The organism is Mucilaginibacter sp. R-33 (assembly GCF_049949235.1).
In the GTDB taxonomy this organism is placed as follows: domain Bacteria; phylum Bacteroidota; class Bacteroidia; order Sphingobacteriales; family Sphingobacteriaceae; genus Mucilaginibacter.
In genome coordinates, this window is the sequence record NZ_CP188089.1 from 315019 (window position 1) to 336751 (window position 21733).

At 41.6% G+C, this 21733-nt stretch carries 16 protein-coding genes and 1 tRNA gene; 11 read left to right on the forward strand and 6 right to left on the reverse strand.

Annotated features, from left to right (window positions below; all coding sequences use genetic code 11):
• Positions 1-54: 54 nt before the first annotated feature.
• On the reverse strand, positions 55-939 hold the full coding sequence (locus ACP26M_RS01505; RefSeq protein ID WP_426585518.1) for an oxidoreductase: 885 nt from the start codon (positions 937-939) through the stop codon (positions 55-57).
• A gap of 184 nt (positions 940-1123) precedes the next feature.
• Positions 1124-1939 carry an SDR family oxidoreductase gene (locus ACP26M_RS01510; protein ID WP_426585520.1) on the reverse strand — a complete coding sequence of 272 codons (816 nt, stop codon included), beginning with the start codon at positions 1937-1939 and terminating at the stop codon, positions 1124-1126.
• Between the two features lie 74 nt (positions 1940-2013).
• On the opposite strand from ACP26M_RS01510, the gene ACP26M_RS01515 reads away from it, so the two are divergent.
• Together ACP26M_RS01515 and ACP26M_RS01520 are read left to right on the forward strand one after the other, a co-directional pair.
• Positions 2014-2376, forward strand: coding sequence for a winged helix-turn-helix transcriptional regulator (locus ACP26M_RS01515; RefSeq protein ID WP_426585522.1), 363 nt, complete (start codon positions 2014-2016; stop codon positions 2374-2376).
• A gap of 73 nt (positions 2377-2449) precedes the next feature.
• Positions 2450-3838 carry a sulfatase family protein gene (locus ACP26M_RS01520; protein ID WP_426585524.1) on the forward strand — a complete coding sequence of 463 codons (1389 nt, stop codon included), beginning with the start codon at positions 2450-2452 and terminating at the stop codon, positions 3836-3838.
• 283 nt (positions 3839-4121) lie between these two features.
• Here the strand turns inward: ACP26M_RS01520 and ACP26M_RS01525 are convergent, their stop codons facing one another.
• Both ACP26M_RS01525 and ACP26M_RS01530 read right to left on the reverse strand, forming a co-directional pair.
• Complete coding sequence (locus ACP26M_RS01525; RefSeq protein WP_426585526.1) at positions 4122-5069, reverse strand: polysaccharide deacetylase family protein; 948 nt, start codon at positions 5067-5069, stop codon at positions 4122-4124.
• A 4-nt stretch (positions 5070-5073) separates the two neighbouring features.
• Positions 5074-5469 (reverse strand): DoxX family protein, encoded by a 396-nt coding sequence (locus ACP26M_RS01530; protein ID WP_426585528.1) that lies wholly within the window; start codon positions 5467-5469, stop codon positions 5074-5076.
• Between the two features lie 87 nt (positions 5470-5556).
• On the opposite strand from ACP26M_RS01530, the gene ACP26M_RS01535 reads away from it, so the two are divergent.
• Together ACP26M_RS01535 and ACP26M_RS01540 are read left to right on the forward strand one after the other, a co-directional pair.
• Positions 5557-6399 carry a helix-turn-helix domain-containing protein gene (locus ACP26M_RS01535; protein ID WP_426585530.1) on the forward strand — a complete coding sequence of 281 codons (843 nt, stop codon included), beginning with the start codon at positions 5557-5559 and terminating at the stop codon, positions 6397-6399.
• A 474-nt stretch (positions 6400-6873) separates the two neighbouring features.
• Positions 6874-7005, forward strand: a complete 132-nt coding sequence (locus ACP26M_RS01540; protein ID WP_426585532.1) for a hypothetical protein — start codon at positions 6874-6876, stop codon at positions 7003-7005.
• A 735-nt stretch (positions 7006-7740) separates the two neighbouring features.
• Here ACP26M_RS01540 and ACP26M_RS01545 read toward each other — a convergent pair.
• Positions 7741-7812 (reverse strand) — tRNA-Arg (locus ACP26M_RS01545).
• Positions 7813-8077: 265 nt separating this feature from the next.
• On the opposite strand from ACP26M_RS01545, the gene ACP26M_RS01550 reads away from it, so the two are divergent.
• The 6 genes from ACP26M_RS01550 (at position 8078) to ACP26M_RS01575 (ending at position 18116) form a co-directional block, all read left to right on the forward strand.
• Positions 8078-9607, forward strand: coding sequence for a glycoside hydrolase family 28 protein (locus tag ACP26M_RS01550; protein WP_426585534.1), 1530 nt, complete (start codon positions 8078-8080; stop codon positions 9605-9607).
• A 292-nt stretch (positions 9608-9899) separates the two neighbouring features.
• Entirely contained in the window at positions 9900-10769 is an 870-nt protein-coding gene (locus ACP26M_RS01555) for an inositol oxygenase family protein (protein WP_426585536.1), read from the forward strand.
• Between the two features lie 250 nt (positions 10770-11019).
• Positions 11020-11616 carry an RNA polymerase sigma factor gene (locus ACP26M_RS01560; protein WP_426585538.1) on the forward strand — a complete coding sequence of 199 codons (597 nt, stop codon included), beginning with the start codon at positions 11020-11022 and terminating at the stop codon, positions 11614-11616.
• Between the two features lie 343 nt (positions 11617-11959).
• Positions 11960-12964 carry a FecR family protein gene (locus ACP26M_RS01565; protein WP_426585540.1) on the forward strand — a complete coding sequence of 335 codons (1005 nt, stop codon included), beginning with the start codon at positions 11960-11962 and terminating at the stop codon, positions 12962-12964.
• A 269-nt stretch (positions 12965-13233) separates the two neighbouring features.
• Positions 13234-16503, forward strand: coding sequence for a SusC/RagA family TonB-linked outer membrane protein (locus ACP26M_RS01570; RefSeq protein ID WP_426585542.1), 3270 nt, complete (start codon positions 13234-13236; stop codon positions 16501-16503).
• Positions 16504-16523: 20 nt separating this feature from the next.
• Complete coding sequence (locus ACP26M_RS01575) at positions 16524-18116, forward strand: RagB/SusD family nutrient uptake outer membrane protein (protein ID WP_426585545.1); 1593 nt, start codon at positions 16524-16526, stop codon at positions 18114-18116.
• Positions 18117-18193: 77 nt separating this feature from the next.
• Here the strand turns inward: ACP26M_RS01575 and ACP26M_RS01580 are convergent, their stop codons facing one another.
• Complete coding sequence (locus ACP26M_RS01580) at positions 18194-19081, reverse strand: AraC family transcriptional regulator (RefSeq protein WP_426585546.1); 888 nt, start codon at positions 19079-19081, stop codon at positions 18194-18196.
• Between the two features lie 127 nt (positions 19082-19208).
• Between ACP26M_RS01580 and ppsA the strand changes: the two genes are divergently transcribed.
• On the forward strand, positions 19209-21662 hold the full coding sequence (gene ppsA / locus ACP26M_RS01585) for a phosphoenolpyruvate synthase (protein ID WP_426585548.1): 2454 nt from the start codon (positions 19209-19211) through the stop codon (positions 21660-21662).
• Positions 21663-21733 lie beyond the last annotated feature (71 nt).

Genomic DNA, 21733 nt, shown 5'->3' on the forward strand with positions numbered 1-21733 from the left:
AGCTTCGTAAGTCTGATATATCCCGGGGAACATGCCCCCACAACCGAAATTATATTATGCTTTTTGAGCGGTTATTGATTTCCCAAATTCTGTATTCAGAAAATCTTCAGCTTCGGCATGATCAGTTGAAGTTGTAACGGGGAGCCATTTTTCAAATTCGGCTTTGCGTGCTTCGTCGGCAGCTTTTAATAAGCCGGCGGCTTCACTGCCTAATATAAGGTGCATAGGAGGTTCCGGATGTTCAGCCAGATCAACCATTGCTTTCGCTGCTTTTTGGGGATCGCCTACAGGAATAAATTTGCCGCTCGATAAATAATCGGCACGCACGTCAACCGTTTGTTCATAGCCTTCAACCTTAGGGGCGTAACTCATGGAATCGCCGGCCCAATCGGTACGGAAGCCTCCAGGCTCAACGCTGGTAACCAGTATGCCAAGTGGTTTTACTTCTTTAGCCAAAGCTTCGGTGAAGCCGCTCAAACCAAATTTAGCTGCCTGGTACATGCTTAAACCTGCATTACCAACGCGGCCACCAACCGAGCTGATCTGCAAAATACGGCCCGAGCGTTGCTTGCGCATATAAGGCAAAACCGCGCGGGTGATTTCGATAGGAGCATAAAGGTTTGTTTCCAGCTGGCTGCGTACCTGCTCATCCGTAAAGGCTTCGGCTGCACCAATGATCCCGAAACCGGCGTTATTTACCAATACATCAATTTTGCCAAAGTGGGCTACCGCGTCGGCAACGGCTTTATATACTGCCGGGTAATCGGTAACATCTAATTTTATCGGATATACCTGGGCTGGATATTGATCAGCCAGATCTTTCAATTGTTCGGCGTTACGTGCTGTAGCGGCAACATTATCGCCTGCTGCTAAAACTGCTTCTGTAAGGCTGCGGCCTAATCCGCGGGCGCTGCCTGTTATAAACCATACTTTTTTCATAGTGTTATCTTTCTTTTTGGTAACACAAAGTTAGGCTGATAGGCAGTGCAGCGTTTTGTTAAAAAGCTCAAGTTGCTTTGTTGAAAAGGTCATGAACCATGATTTTCTTGATTAGAGGATTTCTTGATTGGGGAGATAGATTATCTTTCATGGGAAATCCCCTAATCCTAAAAATCATGGTTCCTTAAAAAAATGTTGCCATCTTCTCCATATATTCCTCAATAGGCATCGAGCTGCGCATGTTCATTAGCATGTTGCCCATATCACCTATCACCGTACGGAATTTATTGCTTTTGCCAGTAGCAAGATCATCAATAGCGTTGACGATTAACATTGGGTCATCAAGCTGCGATTCATCGCGTGAGCCCATCAGATTTTGCAGTTTGTTGGTAAGCTCGTCATAGGTGGTTATGTCTGGATTTTGATTCCAAACCACGCTTTCAACAAAATTATTGCCCTTCGAGCCGCCTTGTTCAATTAACCTTAAATGGATATTAAGCGGTTTTAATTCATAGTAAAGTCCTTCGGTAAGGCCTTCCAATGCGAATTTCGACATATTGTATAATGAGCCGAGAGGTACAGCGGTGGTAATACCCATAAATGAACTGATGTTGATGAACATGCCGTCACCGTTTTTCCTGAAGTGGGGCAGAAAAGCACGGATCACGTTGATAGGGCCACGGGCATTTACCGCAAACTGCCAGTCGATATCCTCTTCTTTAGCAAGTTCTAACGCGCCATACGTACCCATACCTGCATTATTAACCACAATATCAACCTTTCCGAAAGCGGCTATTGCCTGTTCGGTTGCTGTTTTTACCTGCTCAAGGTTGGTAACATCCAGTTTAAATATTTTAATATTAGGATATTGTGTTAGTTCGGCTTCCTTTTCGGGCGTACGCATGGTGGCGGCTACATTCCAACCCTGATTTGCAAAATGTTTAGCGGTTAATTTGCCCAGCCCGCTGCTGGTTCCGGTTATAAAAACTGTTTTTGACATGTATTTTATTATTTGATGCAAAAGTATGATGTAGTTGATATAATTTTGTAACCAGTTACACAGAGTATACCAATATGGAAGAGGGAATAACGTCACACGAACGTAATCATGCCGATGAGCGGCAGGCTTTACAAGATACCATGTATGTTATTGGTGGCAAATGGACACTGCCAATCATTAATTCCATTTGCAATGGAAACAAACGTTTCCGGGAAATTGAGCGGAGTATTCCCGGTATTACCACGCGCATGTTATCGCGCGAACTGAAAACCATGGAGATGAACAAACTTGTTAAACGTACGGTGACCCCAACTTCGCCGGTTTTAATTGAGTACGAATCGACAGAGTACTGCCGGAGTTTTGGCGGCATCATTTTGGAGATGATAAAATGGGGCAAGGAGCATAGGGAAATGTTGAGGAAGGCTGATAAGCAGTAGTTGTTAATCCCCATTGTAAAAGTTGAGATATCTTTAACGGTCATCCGCTATAAAAAACTATTTTCACCAGGTAATGAAACAATTCACCTTAATAACCTGCAAAGGCCTTTTCCTTTTGGCTTTTATATTTTCAATTGCACCGGCTTCGGCACAAAAAAGGCAATTGCCCAATATTATTTTTGTACTGGCCGATGATATGGGGTACTCTGATTTAAGTTGCTATGGGAACCCAGTGATCCGTACACCGTTTTTGGATAAGATGGCACAAAAAGGGGTGAGGGCTACCAATTACGTAGTGAGTAGTCCCACCTGTACACCTTCGCGAGCTTCATTGCTTACCGGGCGCTATGCTTCAAGGATGAATTTGCCGGCACCGATCGGCCCCGGATCAAAGCTTGGTATTCCCGATCAGGAAGTTACCATTGCCGAAATGCTGAAACAAATTGGCTATAAAACAGCCATGATAGGCAAATGGCACCTCGGCGACTATGCTGCTTACAACCACCCCATGGCACAGGGCTTTGATTCATACTATGGTTTGTTGTACAGCCATGATTATCGTTCGCCTTATGTAAAAACAGATACTACTATTAAGGTGTTCCGTAATCATAAGCCCGAGATCTTAAAACCTGCTGATTCATCCCTAATTGAGTTGTACCAACGGGAAGCCATTCGCTTTATCAAGGAGCAGAAAAAGGGTGATAAGCCGTTTTTCTTATATCTCGCTCACAATATGCCGCATTTACCAGTGGCTTTTGCGTCATCGGCAAAAAATAAAAACCGCAGCGAGGGCGGTCACTTGGGTGACGTGGTTGAGCAGCTTGATGAAAGCCTTGGCCAGGTTTGGGCGGAGCTTGAAAAACGGGGACTGGCTGACAATACAATATTCATGTTTTCGAGCGATAATGGTCCGTGGATAGATTTTCCCGACCGGATGCTGGGCGATAGCGCTACCAAACGGTGGGATGCAGGTACCGCAGGAGTTTTTCGCGGCAGCAAAGGATTATCCTACGAGGGCGGGGTACGTGAGCCATTCATTGTTTACTGGAAAAATCATACTCCGGTTGGGGCAAGCATCACCAGTATGATGAGCAACCTTGACGTGTTACCAACCCTGGCTAAATGGACAGGTGCCCCGCTGCCCAAAGGCCGCACCCTGGATGGACAATCGATAGCTGATGTATTAACCGGAAAGGCGCCTAAACATCCCGATCACAGGCCTATTTACTATTATAATAACAGCGTTTGTGAAGCAGTACGCCTTGGCGACTGGAAATATCGCGAAGTAAAGGCCAATAACAATGTTGGCGGTGTAGCAGGTTCGCCGCTATCTGCAAAAACCGAACTGTTTAACCTGGCCTATGATCCCAGCGAACGTACTAACGTAATCAAAGAATACCCAGAAATGGCCCAAAAACTCAAAGCTCTTTTTGATGAGTATCCGGGTATGAAGGAGAATTAGGAACGGAATAAAATTAATAGTCATGCTGAGTGATTAAATCCATGGACTCTGAAGGTTAGATGACAAAGAGAGCTTGTCAGTCTGAGCCTGTCGAAGACTCGTGAGCAGAGGCCTGCCCACCATACTTTGACAGGCTCAGTATGACACCCATTTTTTAAGTTGTCATGGGTAACTTGTTTCAGCATCCCACTCGCTAAGCAACCGTGCTAAGCAAATCGACTACTTGTAATGTGGGGTGCTGAAACAAGTAGCATGACAATTATTTATATAAGTCAGGGGGAAATCAACTCTCCCTTATCGTAGTCTTATCCTCCAACGCCATTTTAGCTATTTCATCTTTCCGTTTAAAGCTTACGCCTTTGTGCTGTTGTATGTATTTGATCAGGTCGTTTGCGGCTTTAGCCATTTGTGGGGTGCCGCCGATGCGATCGTGGAAACTGATGGACATTTGCCGGCGTTTGAACCCGGCCTCGGCATAAAGCTGGTCGAATTCAATTTTTACCTGTGTGAGGAATTGATCTGTTGAGAAATTTTTGCCTTCAATCAGCACGATATCGTTGTTACGGATGGTATAAGGTACCACCACAAAATCTTTTTGATTTATGGGGATGATAAAAGGCTCATCGCGGCTCAAATCGTCAATATGGTATACAAAACCAAGTTCCTGTAATATTTTCAGCGTGTTTTCGCCGCGGCGCAGCCAATTGGCGTTGTAGCCTACCGGGGTAAAACCGGTTACTTTTTTAATGGCATCGGCGCCATCTTTTATAAACTGCTTTTCCTGTTCATAGGGCATGGTGTATTGCGTGGCCCAATTCATGCCATGTGCTGCAGCTTCGTGTCCACGGTCCACAATTTCTTTAGCTAAGGAGGGGTTTTTAAGTACAGCCGAACCAACCATGTGCGACGTTACTTTAATGCCCAGTTTATCCCAGTTATCCAGCATACGGGGAATCCCTTCTTTATAACCGTATTGAAACCAGGTTGCACCGGGCAGATCGATATAGCCTTTTTGCATATTCTGCGGAAACGGGCTCTCGGCATTATCCGGCTGACCACCGGCCTCAAACTGCATGGATACGGAAACCACCAGCCTTGAACCATCGGCCCATTTTGAGGTATTAAAGTTATTTGCCGGTGTGTTTTGTTTAGCCGATGCCAAATTACTGCCCACAAGGCCGGCCAACCCTAAAAGTCCGCCTTGTTTTACAAAATCTCTTCTCGAGCTCATGATCTTATTTATTGAAGAAAAGGTTATCTAATGAATAGGTATTGTTAGCCGAAAACTGAAGCAGTACGGCGAAGAAAGCAGCATGGATCAGCTGTGAAGGAAGGATCTCCCAGTTCTCGATCAAACAGCTGCCAAATATTAACAGGATCATTGCCAGACTGCCGCCAATTAAAGCAGGTTTAGTAAATAAGCCCGATAAAAGCAATATACCTATAATAAATTCGGCAATTGGTAACAGGTAACTAAAGGGTGTTACCATAGCTTTGGGCAGCATTGACTTTTCAAAAGTGCCAACCATCCATTGGCTGAAACTATTCAGTTTAGGTAAGCGGACCAAGCCGTGACCAAACATACTGGCTCCGGCGGCCAGTCTTAGTATTACAAATGTTAAATCGTTCATGATGTGTTTGTTTTGATAAGTCAAAGTTCTGTATAATCAGTACCTGCGCCTTGTACATTCAGGGGGATGATCTGTAACTTTACGGGTATGGAAACCAAGAACCTGTACAGGCCTTATGAACTGGAGTTGCTCGAAACAAACCAGTACACAGCCAAACCGCATCGTAATACTTTTTTTGAAATGGTATTTACGCTGGAAGGTAAGGGGATCCAGATCATTAACGGGCATGAACTGCCCTATGCTTCGGACAAGTTCTTTTTGATTTTTCCGGAAGACCATCATGGCTTCGAGGTACATGAGCTAACACGGTTTTACTTCATCCGTTTTACGGATAGTTACCTGAAAACCCAAAGCGACCAATGGGTGAAAAAAATGGAGTACATTTTTCATAACCATAACCACTTGCCTGGCTGCATCCTCAAAACAGTTACGGACAAACCGTTGGTAAGGGCCCTGATAGAGGCCTTACAACGGGAAACATCCCATGAGTTTCCGCAGCATAATGAAGTGGTTGAGCAATTGATGAATACCATTATTACCATTGCCGCCCGCAATATCACGCTACAGCAGCATGCCAATATCATAAAGCAGCCTTCAACAACCACGCTTCCGCTGCTTAACTATATCCACGAATATATTTACCAGCCCGAACGCCTGAAGGCCGGGTGTATAGCCTCGTCATTTAATTTTTCGCCAAACTATATCAGTGAATACTTTAAGAAAACCACCGGCGAAAGCTTACAGCAATACATCACCAATTATAAACTGAAGCTGATAGAAACCCGCCTGCAATACACCGATAAACGTATGAGCGAAATAGCCTACGAGTTTGGTTTCACGGATGAAAGTCACCTGAACCGGATTTTTAAAAAGTATAAAGGGGAGAATCCGACTGCGTATAGGAAGAGGTATGCGGAAGTGAATAGATAAACAAAAAGGTGAGTCTTGATTAATCGTTGTTTCTGAATTTTGATTTTTATCTTCAATAGATACCTAAGGTTTTAAATTGTATTGTAGGTGGGAGAATAATTTGAATTATTAAGGAGAAGTATTTATTCAGATAAATTATATAAGAATTAAAACTAAATACTTATTGGTTAATATTTACTATTCTAAGAGTTATTTTTCTAAACTACAGATGTTTATTAACATTATTTATCCACACTTGTTAAAGTAAATAGGAAGTATTAAATATTACCGCTAAATTAGCAAAATCAATAGTTCTTAGTGAAGGCGTACGAATTTTCTTTTTGGTTTTTTTTCCACCTAAACAAATTAAAATCAATTTAAATGGAACAAACACAGAAAAGATTTCTTAGGGTTCGAATTTTAATAGGGATTTAACTCAAGAGATAGGCAGGTGCTCGGCCTAATATTAAACAGGGCGTAACCAAGGAGGTAAATATGCCAACACAGTATAAGACGATTGATGGCAAAACTTACAAACTTGTATTTACGAAATTCATCACCTTTAATGGTGTTCGTAAATACCACCCAACTGGCGGTGTATACCGTTTTTGGGTAGAAGTTAAGTAGTTCAAGGGGTTACAGTTCGTACCTGTAGCCCTTTTTTCTTGGTTAAGCCCTGTTTACTTTATGAGTACTCGGTATACGTTCACCTTTCATGATAACAAAGCCATCGTTGATTGGTTTTATCTCTTCAAATTTTATAAAACACCCAATCATAAAATTGTTGAAAAAGTTAGTTCCTTTAACTTCCATGGTTTCTTCGTTAAAATAACAATTGAATCCATACATTTTGGCCCGGTGAGTAAAGCGTGATGAGTGCTGCATAATGACCTATTAAAATGTGTTAGAGTGAAAAAGTTTACAATTATAAAGTTAATTTTATATTTAATTCCAATGTATATGTAAAAAAATTACATTAATCAGGAATTATTATTTTCTACGGCTTGTTAAACAATAAGTTACAATGAGGGATATAATGTAGAATATAGACTTTTCTAATCAAATATGGAATTTTATGGGTAAGAGCACAATTACAGTAGGGCAATTAATATCTCATTTATCAGGGCATGATAAAGATCTTCCGATAGATTTTGGAGGTCTTAATTTTTATAGATGTAAAGATAGAGGCGGTTCTGTCCAATTTGAATTTAACGAAACAGTGTATTTGGATGACGAGGGGGACGTGGTGGTAATAAATCATGACTTACCTCCCAAATAAGTAATGGCATCTATCATTTTACAATCTAATTAAGAAAGTAGCAATAAAAAAGCCCTTTAAAATCAAATTAAAGGGCTTTTTTGTGCTCCCGACGAGATTCGAACTCATATCGATGGTACCGGAAACCATAATTCTATCCATTGAACTACGGGAGCAGACAGGCGCAAAGATATAAAATTGATTTAAACCAAAAGCATTCTTTAATACATTACCGCGTTGTGATAATGTACAAGCTTATCAATCCTTGTGATCCGTTCTTGGCGCTACGTAAACGTTTACGTAAATAAAAGTATGTCGCCGCCGTCAATTAAATTGAAAGTTTAATAGTTTAGGTGTTTAATGTACAATTAAACGCTTCATTGTTCGTAAACTCAATAAGCGATAAACCTGCTTGAATTTTTCTTTTAATTATAACTAATAATGAAAATCCTTCATTTTTTAACGCTGCTTATAACGCCATTTGCCGGTTATGCGCAGCAAAAAGTATTTAACATTACCGATTATGGCGCTAAAGCCGATGGCATTACCAATAACACTGTGAGTATTCAAAAAGCTATTGATAACGCAAGCGAAGAGGGCGGAGGTATGGTATATGTTCCTGCCGGAAAGTTTCTAACGGCTGCTATCAGCCTAAAATCAAATGTTACCCTTAACCTTGCCAAAAATGCTGTATTGCTGGGCAGCGCAAAAAGAATTGATTACGGCGAAGGCCATGCAGCTCCATTGATAGCTGCCAATGGCCTGCAGCATATTGCCATAACAGGTAAAGGGATAATTGACGGAAACGGTGAAGAATTACTGAAAGACCTTTTCGCGATGCTGAGGGCAGGGAAATTAAGGGATTCGTTATGGCAAAAACAAAACCCCTGGGGGCAAACCCAACCCGAGGAGCCTAACCGTCCTAAATTGATCCATTTTTCAAATTGTACCGATGTGCTGATAAAAGGTGTAACCATGAAAAACGGCCTGGTGTGGGTGCAGGATTATACCAAATGCCGCGACCTGGTTATCGATAGCATAAAAGTAGAAAGCAACACGTATTGGAACAACGATGGTATTGATTTGGTTGATTGCCAAAATGTAAAGCTTACTAATAGCTTTTTTAATGCCGATGATGATGGCATCTGCCTAAAATCGAGCGACAGGAACAGCAGCTGTGAAAATATCTATGTGGCAAACTGTACCACCAGGTCAAGTGCCAGCGGCATCAAATTTGGCACGGCTTCGCGTGGAGGTTTTAAAAAGATAACCATAAAGAATGTGAAAATTTACGATACCTACCGGTCGGCCATTGCTTTGGAGTGTGTTGATGGTGGCGTAATGGAAGATATTGATATCAGTAATATCAATGCGGTAAATACTGGCAATGCCATCTTTATTCGCCTTGGTCATCGTAATAGAGATACTGTAATGAGCCGTATCAATGGCATCCGTATCAGTAATGTAACAGTAGAAGTACCGAAAGGTAAACCCGATAAAGGTTATCCCATGGAAGGGCCTTTAGTTAAAGGAAACCATAATACCTTTCCTTCGTCAATTGCGGGCTTGCCGGGACATCCTATTAAAAATGTAACACTTGAAAATATTAAGATAGTGTACCACGGCGATGCCAGCAAAGCTGTGGCAAATATCAGCCTTGATTCGTTAACAAAGATTCCCGAAAATCCACATGATTACCCCGAATTTTCAATGTTTGGCGAACTGCCGGCCTGGGGTTTTTACGCACGACATGCGGAAGGGGTAACGCTTAAAGATGTAACCCTTAGCTGCCTGGGGAATGATTTCAGGGCTGCCGGCGTGTTTGATAATGTGTATGGCTTGACTATTAATGGCCTCAAAATACCACAGGTTAAATCACTGCCGGTGATTGTGTTTAACAGGGTAAGCAAATTTTCGGTTAAAGGTATTCAGATTCCCGGAACGAGTAAAAATAAGATCCTTAAGAGGTAATTCCATTTCACAGTAGGAATCAGCCTTGCTAAATCAATTTAAGGGCTTTTAACGTTGTGTGTGCAGCTTTTAACGTTGGTGTAACTTAATCGTTTACGTAAATAAATATTGCAGTTAATATAAAAGGACCGTTTTTTTTATCAAAATTTAATCATTATAAAACTAAACGGAGCATTGAATTGCAGCTCCAGTAAAACTTAAAGCCGCAATAATTAATTGGATTTTTCTGTGGTATTTGGTTTGGAGCGCAATAAATATCAAGGTGCTTAATATTTAATAAAAGGTTTACAATATGGAAAAGTTAACTGAAAAAGAGATATCGCCATTGCCGAGTCTTGATGTATGGGAAGATGATGTATTGAGCAGGTACCCGGAACCTGGCACCGAAAAGGGCAAAGAGGAGTTCAGGGTTTATAACGACGATGAAAATAACCCGGTAAGGGAATTTTACAGGCTTAACCATACTTATCAAACCTATGGCAACGTATTGGCCAAAAAGGCAAACTTTTTACAGTTTGATAAAAAGGAGATGCCATGGTGGTCGGCAATGGAATACCTGAACACCTTGGTTGATGAATCAGATCCGGATATCTCGCTTGATCAGCTGCAGCATTTATTGCAAACATCTGAGGCTATCCGTGCCGATGGTCATCCGGATTGGTTTGTATTAACAGGCTTTATACATGATTTAGGCAAGGTGCTTTGTCTTTTTGGTGAACCGCAATGGAATGTAGTGGGCGACACGTTCCCGGTAGGCTGCAAGTTTTCGGATAAGATAGTTTACCCGGAATTTTTTGCCGCAAATCCTGATAGCTACGATGAGCGTTACAATACCAAATATGGTGTATATTCACATCAGTGCGGTCTTGATAACGTACACATGTCATGGGGCCATGATGAGTACCTGTATCACATTACCAAAGATTATTTACCCGAAGAAGCGTTGTACATGATCCGCTACCACTCTTTTTACTCACAGCACCGCGAAAAAGCTTACGATCATTTATTGAACGCGCATGACCAGGAGATGTTTAAATGGGTTGATAAATTTAACCCCTACGATCTGTACTCCAAAAGCCCGAAACCGCCGGTAGTATCGGAGTTAAAACCTTATTATGAGGACTTGATTGCCAAATACCTGCCCGCGACAGTTAAGTTGTAATTTAACGGGCTGTAGTTTAGTCCTGTTTTTATATATTGGTCATTCCAGTTACCTGTTTAGCCCAGGCTATAAAAAATAAGTTTATAGTCTGGGTCAAGCTTTACAAAAGGTGATAAGCCTCCTATCTGTTACTGAATAAATAATTAATGGCGCTGCTATGGCGTGGCTTCGTTGATTGAAAAATAGTTGTACTTTTAACAATAATTCCTGCCTGTTGATTAAAGAATAAATAAATAATTATCAGTTTTTTATGGATTCAAATGGAGATAAAGATTTAGTGTTTCGCTTACACGATGATGACATCGGCGCATTTGATATGCTTTATCAAAAGTATCACCAGGCTATTTATCGTAACATATTCAAACTCACTAAAGACGATGATAGTGCCCGGGATATTTTGCAGGATATTTTTGTTGCCCTATGGGAAAAACGGGCTGATATTAACCCCGATCAATCTGTAAGTGGCTGGTTATTTGTATTGAGCTTCAACAAATCCATCTCCTATCTCCGCAAAAAGATACGCGAAACGGCTGTTGTTAACGCCATGCCTTTTGCCGAAATGGAAACCGATAACGGCGACGTACAGTTAATGGATGAGCAATATTATTTATTACAACAGGCTATTAACCAATTATCGCCGCAGCGAAAAAAGGTATTTACCCTTTGCAAATTGGAAGGGAAAACCTATGAAGAGGCCGCCGAGAAATTGAACCTTTCTAAACATACTGTTAAGGAATACCTCGGACATGCGGTTGTGGCAGTTAAAAACCACATAAAAGAACACCATACCGAATGGAAAACCGCAGGGGTTACGTTGATTTGTTATTGGATAGGGGGAAATCAATAAGAGATTATTTACTTTTAAATAGTTGTTAAGCGATAAATGGACATTTATCGCTTTTTTGTTTTGGGTAGTAGGTTTTGTAGTTTATAACTACAAGCTAAAAAAATATGTCATTGCGAAGCGCGCAATCGCACGGAGGCATAGCCGCCCTGTATCGTATGCGATTGCCACGTCGCCCCGGGCGCGTTTACCTTGCGGCCTCTCGCAGTGGCATGTTTTATAGTCATTCAGGTTTATATTGTAATTATTTGCATTTCAGAAATCGCCAATGATCAAAAAATAAAAAATAATCGCAATTCCATCCCCCCGTTTTAAAGCTCCCGGCGTATTTATATAAAAATAGCTTGTGGAAACTATAGTCAAACGCTTAGAAAGGCTTTATAATACCGAGAATTTAACTCCTGAGGACAGGCGCTGGCTTGCCGAATACCTGCAAGGAGATGTTTCAGAATTATACCTTGTAGCGCTTGAAGGTTTCAGTAAGGATGCACTGGAAAAGAAGATCTCTTTGAGTGGAGAAGCATCTGATCAGATACTTAACAATATCCATCAGCGTATAATAAAGCCTCCGCCCAGAAAGGTGTTTCCTCTTTGGCGTTTGCTGGTAAACATAGCTGTAGCCGCATCTTTAACCGCTATTTTTAGTGCCGGCTATATCTTCAGAAAACAGTTGGATAACTGGCTGAACCCTGTTACTTACCAGGAAACGGTAGCGCTAAATGGCGAAATCAAACTGATCACCTTGCCCGATGGTACGAGCATTTGCCTTAATGCCGGCAGTAGTTTAAAGTACCCGGATAAGTTTAAAGAGAAAACGCGGGATGTTACACTTACAGGCGAGGCTTTCTTTAAAGTAGCACACGATAGCAGCAAACCGTTTGTCATTCACTCGGGTAAAATTAAAACCACTGTTTTAGGTACCAGCTTTAATGTTAAAGCTTATACCGAAGATAAATCGGTTAAGATCACCGTGGTAAGCGGAAAAGTAGGAGTTGTTCCAACGATCTCAAAACATGCAGCTGTATTACTCACAGCGAATATGCAAATGGTATATAATAAAACCAGCCAAAAACTGATTACCGAAAAAATTGAGGATGCTTCGTCAGTGATCAGCTGGCAGCAGGGCAAGCTGCAATACCATAACACCCCTTTATTTGATGTTTTGGCCGATGTGCAGCGAAAATATAATGTAACAATCAGGGCCGACAAAAATTTACTGAACTGCACGTTATACGCCGATTTTAACAATATGCCGTTAGAAAAAGTATTGAAGCTGACGGAGGCCCTTATAAATGCCCATTTTAAAAAGGCAGGCGATGCTTATACGTTAAAGGGCAAAGGCTGTAATTAATGTACCTGATAAACCAATTATAAAAACAAATAAATGTTTGACAACCTAAAAAAATGAAATTGCTATGAGTTAAACCAAGGAAAGAGAAAATGATCCTCCAAAATGGCCGGGCCAGTTTTGGAGGAATAAAATGTAAAGATTTTTTAATGGACCATGCACAGGGCCTCTCACAACCGCAGCACGTTCCAGCTTGACCTATAACACTTTAATATAGCAAAAATATGAAAATAAACATACCCGAAAGAGTCTTTCGAGCCATAACATTTGTTATGAAAATTAATGCGATCATTTTATTAGTAGTCTGTTCCCTGTCAACCATTGCCATGGCTGATAATTCATACGGACAAAGCGTGCTGGAAAAGCCAGTTACCGTTAAATTAAAAAATACCCCTCTTGCTGATGCACTGGAGCGGATTTCCGCCAGTACCGGCGTACGGATCATGTACACAGGGAATAACATTGAAAGCGATGTCAAAGTAACCCTTACAGCTCATAACGAAAAGCTGCAGGCTGTTTTGAAAAAAGTTTTATTGGATAACCAGTTTACTTATACCGAGGTTGAAGGAAGTTTGCTGGTTAAACCCGCGCCAAAGCCACCGGTAGAGAAGAAGATCGAGCTCCCACCGCCTGTTATTGTTACCGGATCTGTTGTTGATGATAAAGGGCAGCCCTTAATAGGTGTTTCTGTTAAAATAGAAGGCCTTGCGACAGGTGCGGTAACCGATATAGATGGTAAATTCAGGGTGCAGGTTGCCAACGAAAAAGCTGTGCTGGTGTTTTCTTACATAGGCTTTGAAACTCAAAAAATAGCCGTAGGCAAACAAACATCTATAAAAGTAATTTTACTGCCTTCGGCAAACTCGTTATCTACCGTTGTAGTAATTGGTTATGGTACTACTACCAAAAAGGAATTGACCAGCGCTATTGCAACTGTAAAAGCCGAGCAATTTAATGCCGGGGTTGTTGCAACTCCTGCTGATCTGTTAGAGGGTAAAGTAGCCGGTTTAAATATCACCAACGATGGTAACCCTAATGGTAAAGCTTCGGTAACACTGCGTGGTCCATCTTCAATAAGGGCTGGTGCAGCGTCTGTGCCTTTTTATGTAATTGACGGTGTGCCCGGCGCCGATTTTAATTTGCTGGCTCCATCAGATATTGCTTCTATAGATGTATTGAAAGATGCTTCGGCTGCGGCAATTTACGGAACCAGGGCTACCAATGGCGTAATCATTGTTACTACCAAAAGGGCAAAAGCAGGCCAGTTAAGGATGACTTATAACGGATACGGATCATTTGAAAAAGTATCTAACCAGTTTAAAGTAGCCACTGCTGATCAGTTAAGGGCTTATGTAAAAGCCAACGGACAAAGTTTTACACCTGCAAATGATAATGGCGGCAATACCGACTGGCAAAAAGCTGTTGAGCGCAGCACCGGTTTTTCCCAAAATCATAACCTTTCTTTTGGTGGCGGCACCGATAAAACTACTTATAACGGAAGCATAAACTACCTGCAAAATCAGGGTATCGTTAAAAGCAGCGATATGAAGCGTGTCATAGGCAGGCTCAACATCACCCAAAAGGCACTGAATGATAAATTGAAATTGGATTTTTCGTTAAGTAATTCGGTAACCAATTCTAACCTGTTAGTTAATGATATTCCGCTATCATCGGCAAATGGACAAAGCCCCGGGTTGTTTAAATCGATAGTACAATATTTACCTACCCGTACTATTTACAATGCCGATGGCACTTTTTACAACGATCCTACTTTAAAATTGGGTTATAACCCAGTAGGGCTTATTACCAATGATAGCTACAAGCAAAAAGTTAATTTGTTATTGGGTAACATACGTGGTGAGTTGATACTGCCTGCAGGCCTGCTTTACAATTTTAACTTAGCTTACCAGGAAACAAATACCGATAATAATACTTACTATAACTCAGCATCGGAGCTGGCACCTGGCCTCAACGGCAAAGCCATCCGTTCAACTTATGAGGATAACAAAAAGTTGTTTGAAAACTATTTGACCTATGCTCATAAATGGGGCGATAAACATGATTTTAAAGCCCTGTTTGGCTATTCAATAGATCAAACTACCACCGGGAATGGCTTTCAATCAACCAATCAAGGATTTATTTCGGATGCTACGGGTTCCAATAACCTGGGGCTGGGCACGCCTGCTGCAGGTTATCGCGTTGATTACGGCAATGTTAATGTTGAAACTTTACGTTTAATATCTTTCTACTCTCGTCTTAATTACAGTTATGCGGGCAAATACCTGTTACAGGCATCTTTACGCCGTGATGGTTCAAACGCGTTTGGTCCCAATAAGCGCTGGGGTTATTTCCCTGCTGCTTCGGCTGCATGGCGTGTAATTGACGAGGGTTTTATGAAATCTCAATCCCTGTTTGATGATTTAAAATTGCGGGTTGGATATGGTAAAACCGGTAATTCATTAGGGTTTTCTCCATATACGCCTTTAACGATTTATGGCACTACAGGTAGCTTTTATTACAATGGTGCTTATATTGGTGCAATTGGTGTAACCCAAAACCCTAACCCAAATTTACAGTGGGAAAGTACAGCTACACTGAACGGCGGTGTTGATTTCTCGTTATTTAAAGGACGTTTGGGCGGGTCGGTTGATATCTACAATAAAAAAACATCTAAAATGATCACCCCGGTGCCGGTATCGCTTATTAACAACTTTGTGGGTACAACGGTTGAAAACGTAGGCAATATGACTAACAAGGGTGTGGAGATAGCCCTTAACGGAACACCAATAAAAACAAAAGATTTTACCTGGAGTAGCTACGGCAATATTTCATTTAATAGAAATAAGATCACCGCACTGGCGCCAAATCTTTCAAAAATATATGCAGGCGATCCGGAAGGTCCCGGACAAAGTGGTATCAAGGTATCAATAATTGAAGCCGGTTATCCGCTTGGCGAATTTTATACCTTGAAATATCTTGGCCGTACTAATGGCGTATCTACCTTTATGGGTGCTAATGGTCAGCCAACAACAACGCCTCAAAGTACAGATCAAACTTATGCGGGCAATGCCCAGCCGACATACACATTCGGTTTTGGTAATGATTTTACTTACAAAAACTTTAGCCTTAATTTCTTTTTCAGGGGGCAGGGCGGTAACAAGATCATGAATGCATCATTGGCCAGCTTTAACCAACCAACGCAGGCTTCGGCGCATGGTGTGCCTGCTTTAACATTAAGCGAGCCAGGAACCGATGTTAATGCCAATTTATATTCAACACGTTATCTTGAAAGCGGTGCCTTTATCAGGTTAAGTAATGCTACACTGGCATATAAAATAAATGTAGCGGGCAATTATGTACATGGCATCCGGTTGTATGTTACCGGTACCAATTTATTCATCATCACCAAATACAAAGGCGTGGACCCTGAATTGAACTTAAACATCGATAACCAGGCAAGCGGCCAGTTTATCGGGGTAGACAGCAATAATTTTTATCCAAAAACAAGGAGCTTCCTTGCCGGCGTACAAGTTGATTTATAATAGATTTTAACCTAACAGACATGAATAATTTAAAAAGATATATAAAACCTGGCCTCATTGCCATGTTTATAGGAGCAATTTACCTTTCGGGTTGTACAAAATTGGATATTACGCCAAAATCGGCGCTTACAACAGCTAACTTCCCTACTACACCCGCGCAGTATGTAGCTGCTACCGGGCCTATCTATACCTCATTTCGCGGGGCGCCGGGCAGGCAATACTGGCTGCTGCAAAACTTAAGTACCGATGAATGTGTACTTGTTGCACGTGGCGGAAACTGGCTTGATGGAGGCACATATTCAACTGTAAACCTGCACACTGTTACGCCTGATAACGGCATGACCGAAACATGCTGGTCGGGAGGTTACGGAACCATTAGTTTATGCAACCAGGTACTGTCGTTATTGGCACCTACGCCCGAGAGCGATGCAAAAAAGCAAACTATTGCCGAAATTAAGACCATGCGTGCCCTGTCGTACTTTTATCTGATGGACCTGTTTGGTAACGTGCCTATCAGCAAAACTTTTGGCGATACTACCAACCTGGGCACCCAGCCAAGGGCAGCAGTGTTTGCATTTATTGAAAGTGAACTGCTTGCCCAGATTCCTGATCTGAGCGGGACAGCAGGGGTAACCACCTATGGCAGGCCGACCAAAGGTTTGGCGTATGCCATACTTGCAAAAATGTACCTTAACGCGCAATATTATATTGGCACACCAAGGTACCAGGACGCTGTTACCATGTGCGATAACGTTATAAAAAGCGGTCAATATGGTTTAGATGCAGATTATTTAGGCATGTTTAAGCCCAATAACGGCCCGGGTATTAAGGACTTTATTTTTGCCATACCTTATGACGGTGTATTGGCGCAGGGTCAGTATTATTCACGCTGGACATTGAATCCTAACCTGAAAAATAAGTATAAGATGCCATATACACCAGATGGGCCTGTGTATACTTACAAAGAATATTATGCTTTGTTTAACGATGCGAATGATATCCGCAAAAAACAATTTTTAGTTGGCAAGCAGTACAATAATGATGGCTCACCAATATTAATCACAACAACTAATATAGGATTGGACGCAAGTTATTCCGGACCAAACCCAAATGCTACGGTAGTACACCAGTTGGAGTTTACACCCGATATTGTGTGGAAAAATCCGGCAACGTTTGATATTGGTAACGACGAACTCGCCAATGAAGAAGGTTACAGGAATAATAAATTTTATCCGGACAGCCTGAACAGCGATCGTAACCAGGGTAATGATGTGCCTATGTTCAGATATGCTGATATTTTGCTGGAAAAAGCCGAAGCTATTTTACGCGGCGCATCAGCAACCAATGGCGATTCGCCTTTGTCATTGGTTAACCAGGTGAGAGCGCGTGCAAAAGCCTCGCCTTTAGCTACTGTAACACTATCAGATATATTGGATGAGCGCGGCCGCGAGTTCTCTATGGAAATGTGGAGGCGTAATGACCTGATCCGCTTTGGTCAGTTTGAAAAGCCATGGGGCATAAAAACAGACGCTAATCCCAATAAACGTATTTTCCCGATCCCAAGACCGGAAATGCAGTTGAACCCGAAACTGGTACAAAATCCGGGTTATTAATTTAGTTCTATTATTTATTTAACAAACGCAGGCCCTAAAAAGCCTGCATTTGTTTTTTTAGAAGGGCTTTGATGATCTTAAAACTCCCTGAATTTTCTCCGGTATTCCATTGGTGTGCTCCCGGTAGCTAATTTAAAATACCTGTTAAAATTTGAAAGATTGTTAAACCCCGAATCGCGGCTGATTGAATTTATATTTTCATTGGTCTCCCTAATCAGTTTACAGGCGTTTTCTATTCTTACCGTCAGTAAAAAATCAAAGTAGGTTTGGCCGGTACGCAATTTAAAATAATGGCAAAATGCTTTCGGCACCATGTGTATGATGTTTGCTATTTCCTTAAGCTTAATGTCTTTGTAAAAATTGTCCATAGTATACAGATAGATCTTCGTTAGCCGCACTTCATCTATCCTGTTAAAGATCTTCTTCTCCGTTTCACCGGCCAGGTTTGAGAGCTGTTCACCCTCTGCTATTTTATTTAACAACTGCAGCAATAACGGAAGTTGTTCATGCCTGGCCGAATTTTCTATTCGGCGGATGAAGTCGACCGCAACAGCTTTAGAATTTTCATTGATCAGTAATCCATTCTTGGCGCCATTTAAAAGATTGTTTATCAGGTTGTTTTCTGGCAGCGTCATGAAAGTACTTCCCAATTTATTGGGATCAAAATGAAGGGTAAGCAACTGTAGCGGTTTGGGTATTTTACCGCTTTTCATGGAGTAATCATAGTAGCGGTTAGTTTCAAACTTAAACATATGGGGCACGTTGCAGCCTATGATGATCATGGTATCCCCTGAAATTCTTTTTGAAGTATTTCCTATCGAAAAAGTGCCTTCACCACTTATAATATAAATAAGTTCGAGCTCGGGATGGTTATGGAAGTTATTGATAGCATGGTAGGTTTTTGCTTCGGCTATTGTAAAAGCTGAATTGTCGACTTTCAGGACCTGCTCGAAGAAATCTTTCATTTTATACTATAGTGATATAAAAAGTTAAAAATAGACAATATGTTATGAATATAGTATTACTTATTGTGAATATTTAAGCATTGGGCAGTTTGTTAAGCGGCTAACTTCGTTTTATAAAATTTAAGCCATGAAGGAAAAGAAGTTTACTATGAAACTTATTGAAGCTTCGATAAGTGACATTGAATTAGTAGGAGGTAAAAATGCATCGCTTGGAGAAATGATGCAGAACATCTCTCAATTTGGAATTGATATTCCTGACGGGTTTATCATAACAAGTAAGGCCTATTACCAGTTCATTGCAGATAATCAGCTTGATAAAATGATCAGGGATATCCTTGAGGATAAAGACCTGTCCAACTTGCAGGTTCTGTTATCCTGTGGCAGTAAAATACGAAAGCTTATACAAAACGGCCGGTTTTCTGTTGTTATGCAGAATGAGATCCTTGAAGCTTATAAGGATCTGCTGATCCAATATGCAGATAATGCAGCCGACGTTGCAGTCCGCTCATCGGCTACTGCTGAAGACCTGCCCGATGCATCATTTGCAGGCCAGCAGGATACCTATTTAAATATAAGCGGAGAAGCAAGTTTGTTAACAGCGATAAAGAATTGCTTTGCCTCATTATTTACCGACAGGGCAATCAGCTACCGGGAATCATTTAATTATGATCACTTTAATGTCGGCCTTTCTGTTTGTGTTCAAAAAATGGTGCGCTCAGATAAAGGCGTTTCGGGGGTTGCATTTTCATTAGATACAGAAAGCGGTTTTAAAGATGCAGTGATTATTAACGGATCATACGGCTTAGGAGAAATGGTGGTGCAGGGATCAATTAACCCTGACGAATTTATCGTTTACAAGCCATTGTTGAAAAGTGGTTTCCGGCCCATCCTTGAAAAAAAGTTAGGCAAAAAGCATAAAAAAATGATTTACGGAAACCCGGGAGAAGCCGCCGTAAAAATCATTGATACTCCTGTTGAGGAAAGTTCAAGGTTTTGCCTTTCTGACGATCAGATCATTCAGTTAAGCAACTGGGTAATTGTTATTGAAGCCTATTACACCAAATTGAAAGACAAATGGTGCCCCATGGATATTGAATGGGCGGTAGATGGGATTACCGGCAGATTGTTTATAGTACAGGCCAGGCCCGAAACTATTCACTCTCGCAAGCAAGTAAACCTGCTTGCCGAATTTCGCATTAATGACCCGGACAGAGCAGACAGGATCCTGCTGAAAGGGATCGCTGTTGGTGATAAAATTGCGACCGGAAGGGTACATAATCTCTCCGGTATTGGTAAGCAAAATATCCACGAAATTAACTTTTTACCCGGCGATATCATGGTGACCGATATGACCGACCCTGACTGGGAACCGATAATGAAAAAAGCATCGGCTATCATTACCAATAAAGGCGGCCGGACCTGCCATGCCGCCATTGTTGCCCGCGAATTGGGCGTTCCGGCAATAGTTGGCTGCGAATGTGCAACTGCAATACTGAAAACCGGTGATGAAATAACCGCCTCCTGTGCTGAAGGCGACGCCGGAATTATATACAGTGGCACAGTGGCATTTACTAAACGGGAGCATGATCTTAACGATTTGCCTGAAATTGAAACACCGCTAATGATGAATATCGGATCGCCCGAAATTGCATTTCAATATGCGTATTATCCCGGAAAGGGTGTAGGGCTTGCCAGGGAAGAATTTATCATCAATAACTACATAAAAATTCACCCGTTGGCCCTCCTCGAGCACAGGAACCTGAATGATGCCTCATTAACAGCGCATATTGAGGAGGCTATGCTGGGTTATGATAGTGAAGAGGCATTTTTCATTGAAAAATTATCGTATGGAGTAGCCAAGATAGCCGCTGCATTTTATCCCAATAAAGTAATTGTACGTTTCTCGGATTTTAAAACCAATGAATACTACAATATGCCGGGCGGCAAGTATTTCGAACCGAATGAGGAAAATCCAATGATCGGTTGGAGAGGAGCATCCAGGTACTATTCTAAAGTATATAAAGATGCTTTTGGGATGGAGTGTAAAGCTATTAAGAAGGTACGAGAGATGATGGGCCTTGATAATGTGGTGGTGATGATCCCTTTTTGCCGCACAGTGAATGAACTTTCATTGGTATACGAAACTATGAACGAGTATGGCCTGAAACGTGGGGAAAACGGGCTTGAAGTTTATCTGATGGCCGAAGTTCCGTCGAACGTGATCCTGGCCGAACAGTTTGCCGATCATGTAGATGGTTTTTCAATTGGTTCCAATGACCTTACCCAGCTTGTACTGGGGCTCGATCGTGATTCGTCTTTAGTGGCGGGCTTATACAACGAGCGTAATGATGCGGTAAAGTTCATGATCTCATCGTTAATAAAAACTGCAAAGAAAAGAGGCGTGAAGGTGGGGATCTGCGGGCAGGGGCCATCTGATTATCCTGATTTCGCCCAGTTTTTGGTAGAAGAGGGTATTGACAGCATCTCCGTTACGCCCGATTCGTTTTTTAAAACAGTAATGGCTATCAAGAAAATAGAGGATGAAATTGAAGAGGCGAAACGGCTATGCCTATCTGCTTGATATGAACGATTTATTAACTAATGCTAAAGCCGCTACTCAATCGGAGTAGCGGTACTAATTTTAAAACTTTA

Coding starts and splice junctions, on each gene's coding strand:
- ACP26M_RS01525 (WP_426585526.1), bottom strand. CDS start 5,069: ATGAGCTCGAGAAGAGATTTTGTAAAACAAGGCGGACTTTTAGGGTTG.
- ACP26M_RS01510 (WP_426585520.1), bottom strand. CDS start 1,939: ATGTCAAAAACAGTTTTTATAACCGGAACCAGCAGCGGGCTGGGCAAA.
- ACP26M_RS01570 (WP_426585542.1), top strand. CDS start 13,234: ATGAAAATTAATGCGATCATTTTATTAGTAGTCTGTTCCCTGTCAACC.
- ACP26M_RS01515 (WP_426585522.1), top strand. CDS start 2,014: ATGGAAGAGGGAATAACGTCACACGAACGTAATCATGCCGATGAGCGG.
- ACP26M_RS01560 (WP_426585538.1), top strand. CDS start 11,020: ATGGATTCAAATGGAGATAAAGATTTAGTGTTTCGCTTACACGATGAT.
- ACP26M_RS01550 (WP_426585534.1), top strand. CDS start 8,078: ATGAAAATCCTTCATTTTTTAACGCTGCTTATAACGCCATTTGCCGGT.
- ACP26M_RS01530 (WP_426585528.1), bottom strand. CDS start 5,469: ATGAACGATTTAACATTTGTAATACTAAGACTGGCCGCCGGAGCCAGT.
- ACP26M_RS01575 (WP_426585545.1), top strand. CDS start 16,524: ATGAATAATTTAAAAAGATATATAAAACCTGGCCTCATTGCCATGTTT.
- ACP26M_RS01555 (WP_426585536.1), top strand. CDS start 9,900: ATGGAAAAGTTAACTGAAAAAGAGATATCGCCATTGCCGAGTCTTGAT.
- ACP26M_RS01520 (WP_426585524.1), top strand. CDS start 2,450: ATGAAACAATTCACCTTAATAACCTGCAAAGGCCTTTTCCTTTTGGCT.
- ACP26M_RS01505 (WP_426585518.1), bottom strand. CDS start 939: ATGAAAAAAGTATGGTTTATAACAGGCAGCGCCCGCGGATTAGGCCGC.
- ACP26M_RS01535 (WP_426585530.1), top strand. CDS start 5,557: ATGGAAACCAAGAACCTGTACAGGCCTTATGAACTGGAGTTGCTCGAA.
- ppsA (WP_426585548.1), top strand. CDS start 19,209: ATGAAGGAAAAGAAGTTTACTATGAAACTTATTGAAGCTTCGATAAGT.
- ACP26M_RS01540 (WP_426585532.1), top strand. CDS start 6,874: ATGCCAACACAGTATAAGACGATTGATGGCAAAACTTACAAACTTGTA.
- ACP26M_RS01580 (WP_426585546.1), bottom strand. CDS start 19,081: ATGAAAGATTTCTTCGAGCAGGTCCTGAAAGTCGACAATTCAGCTTTT.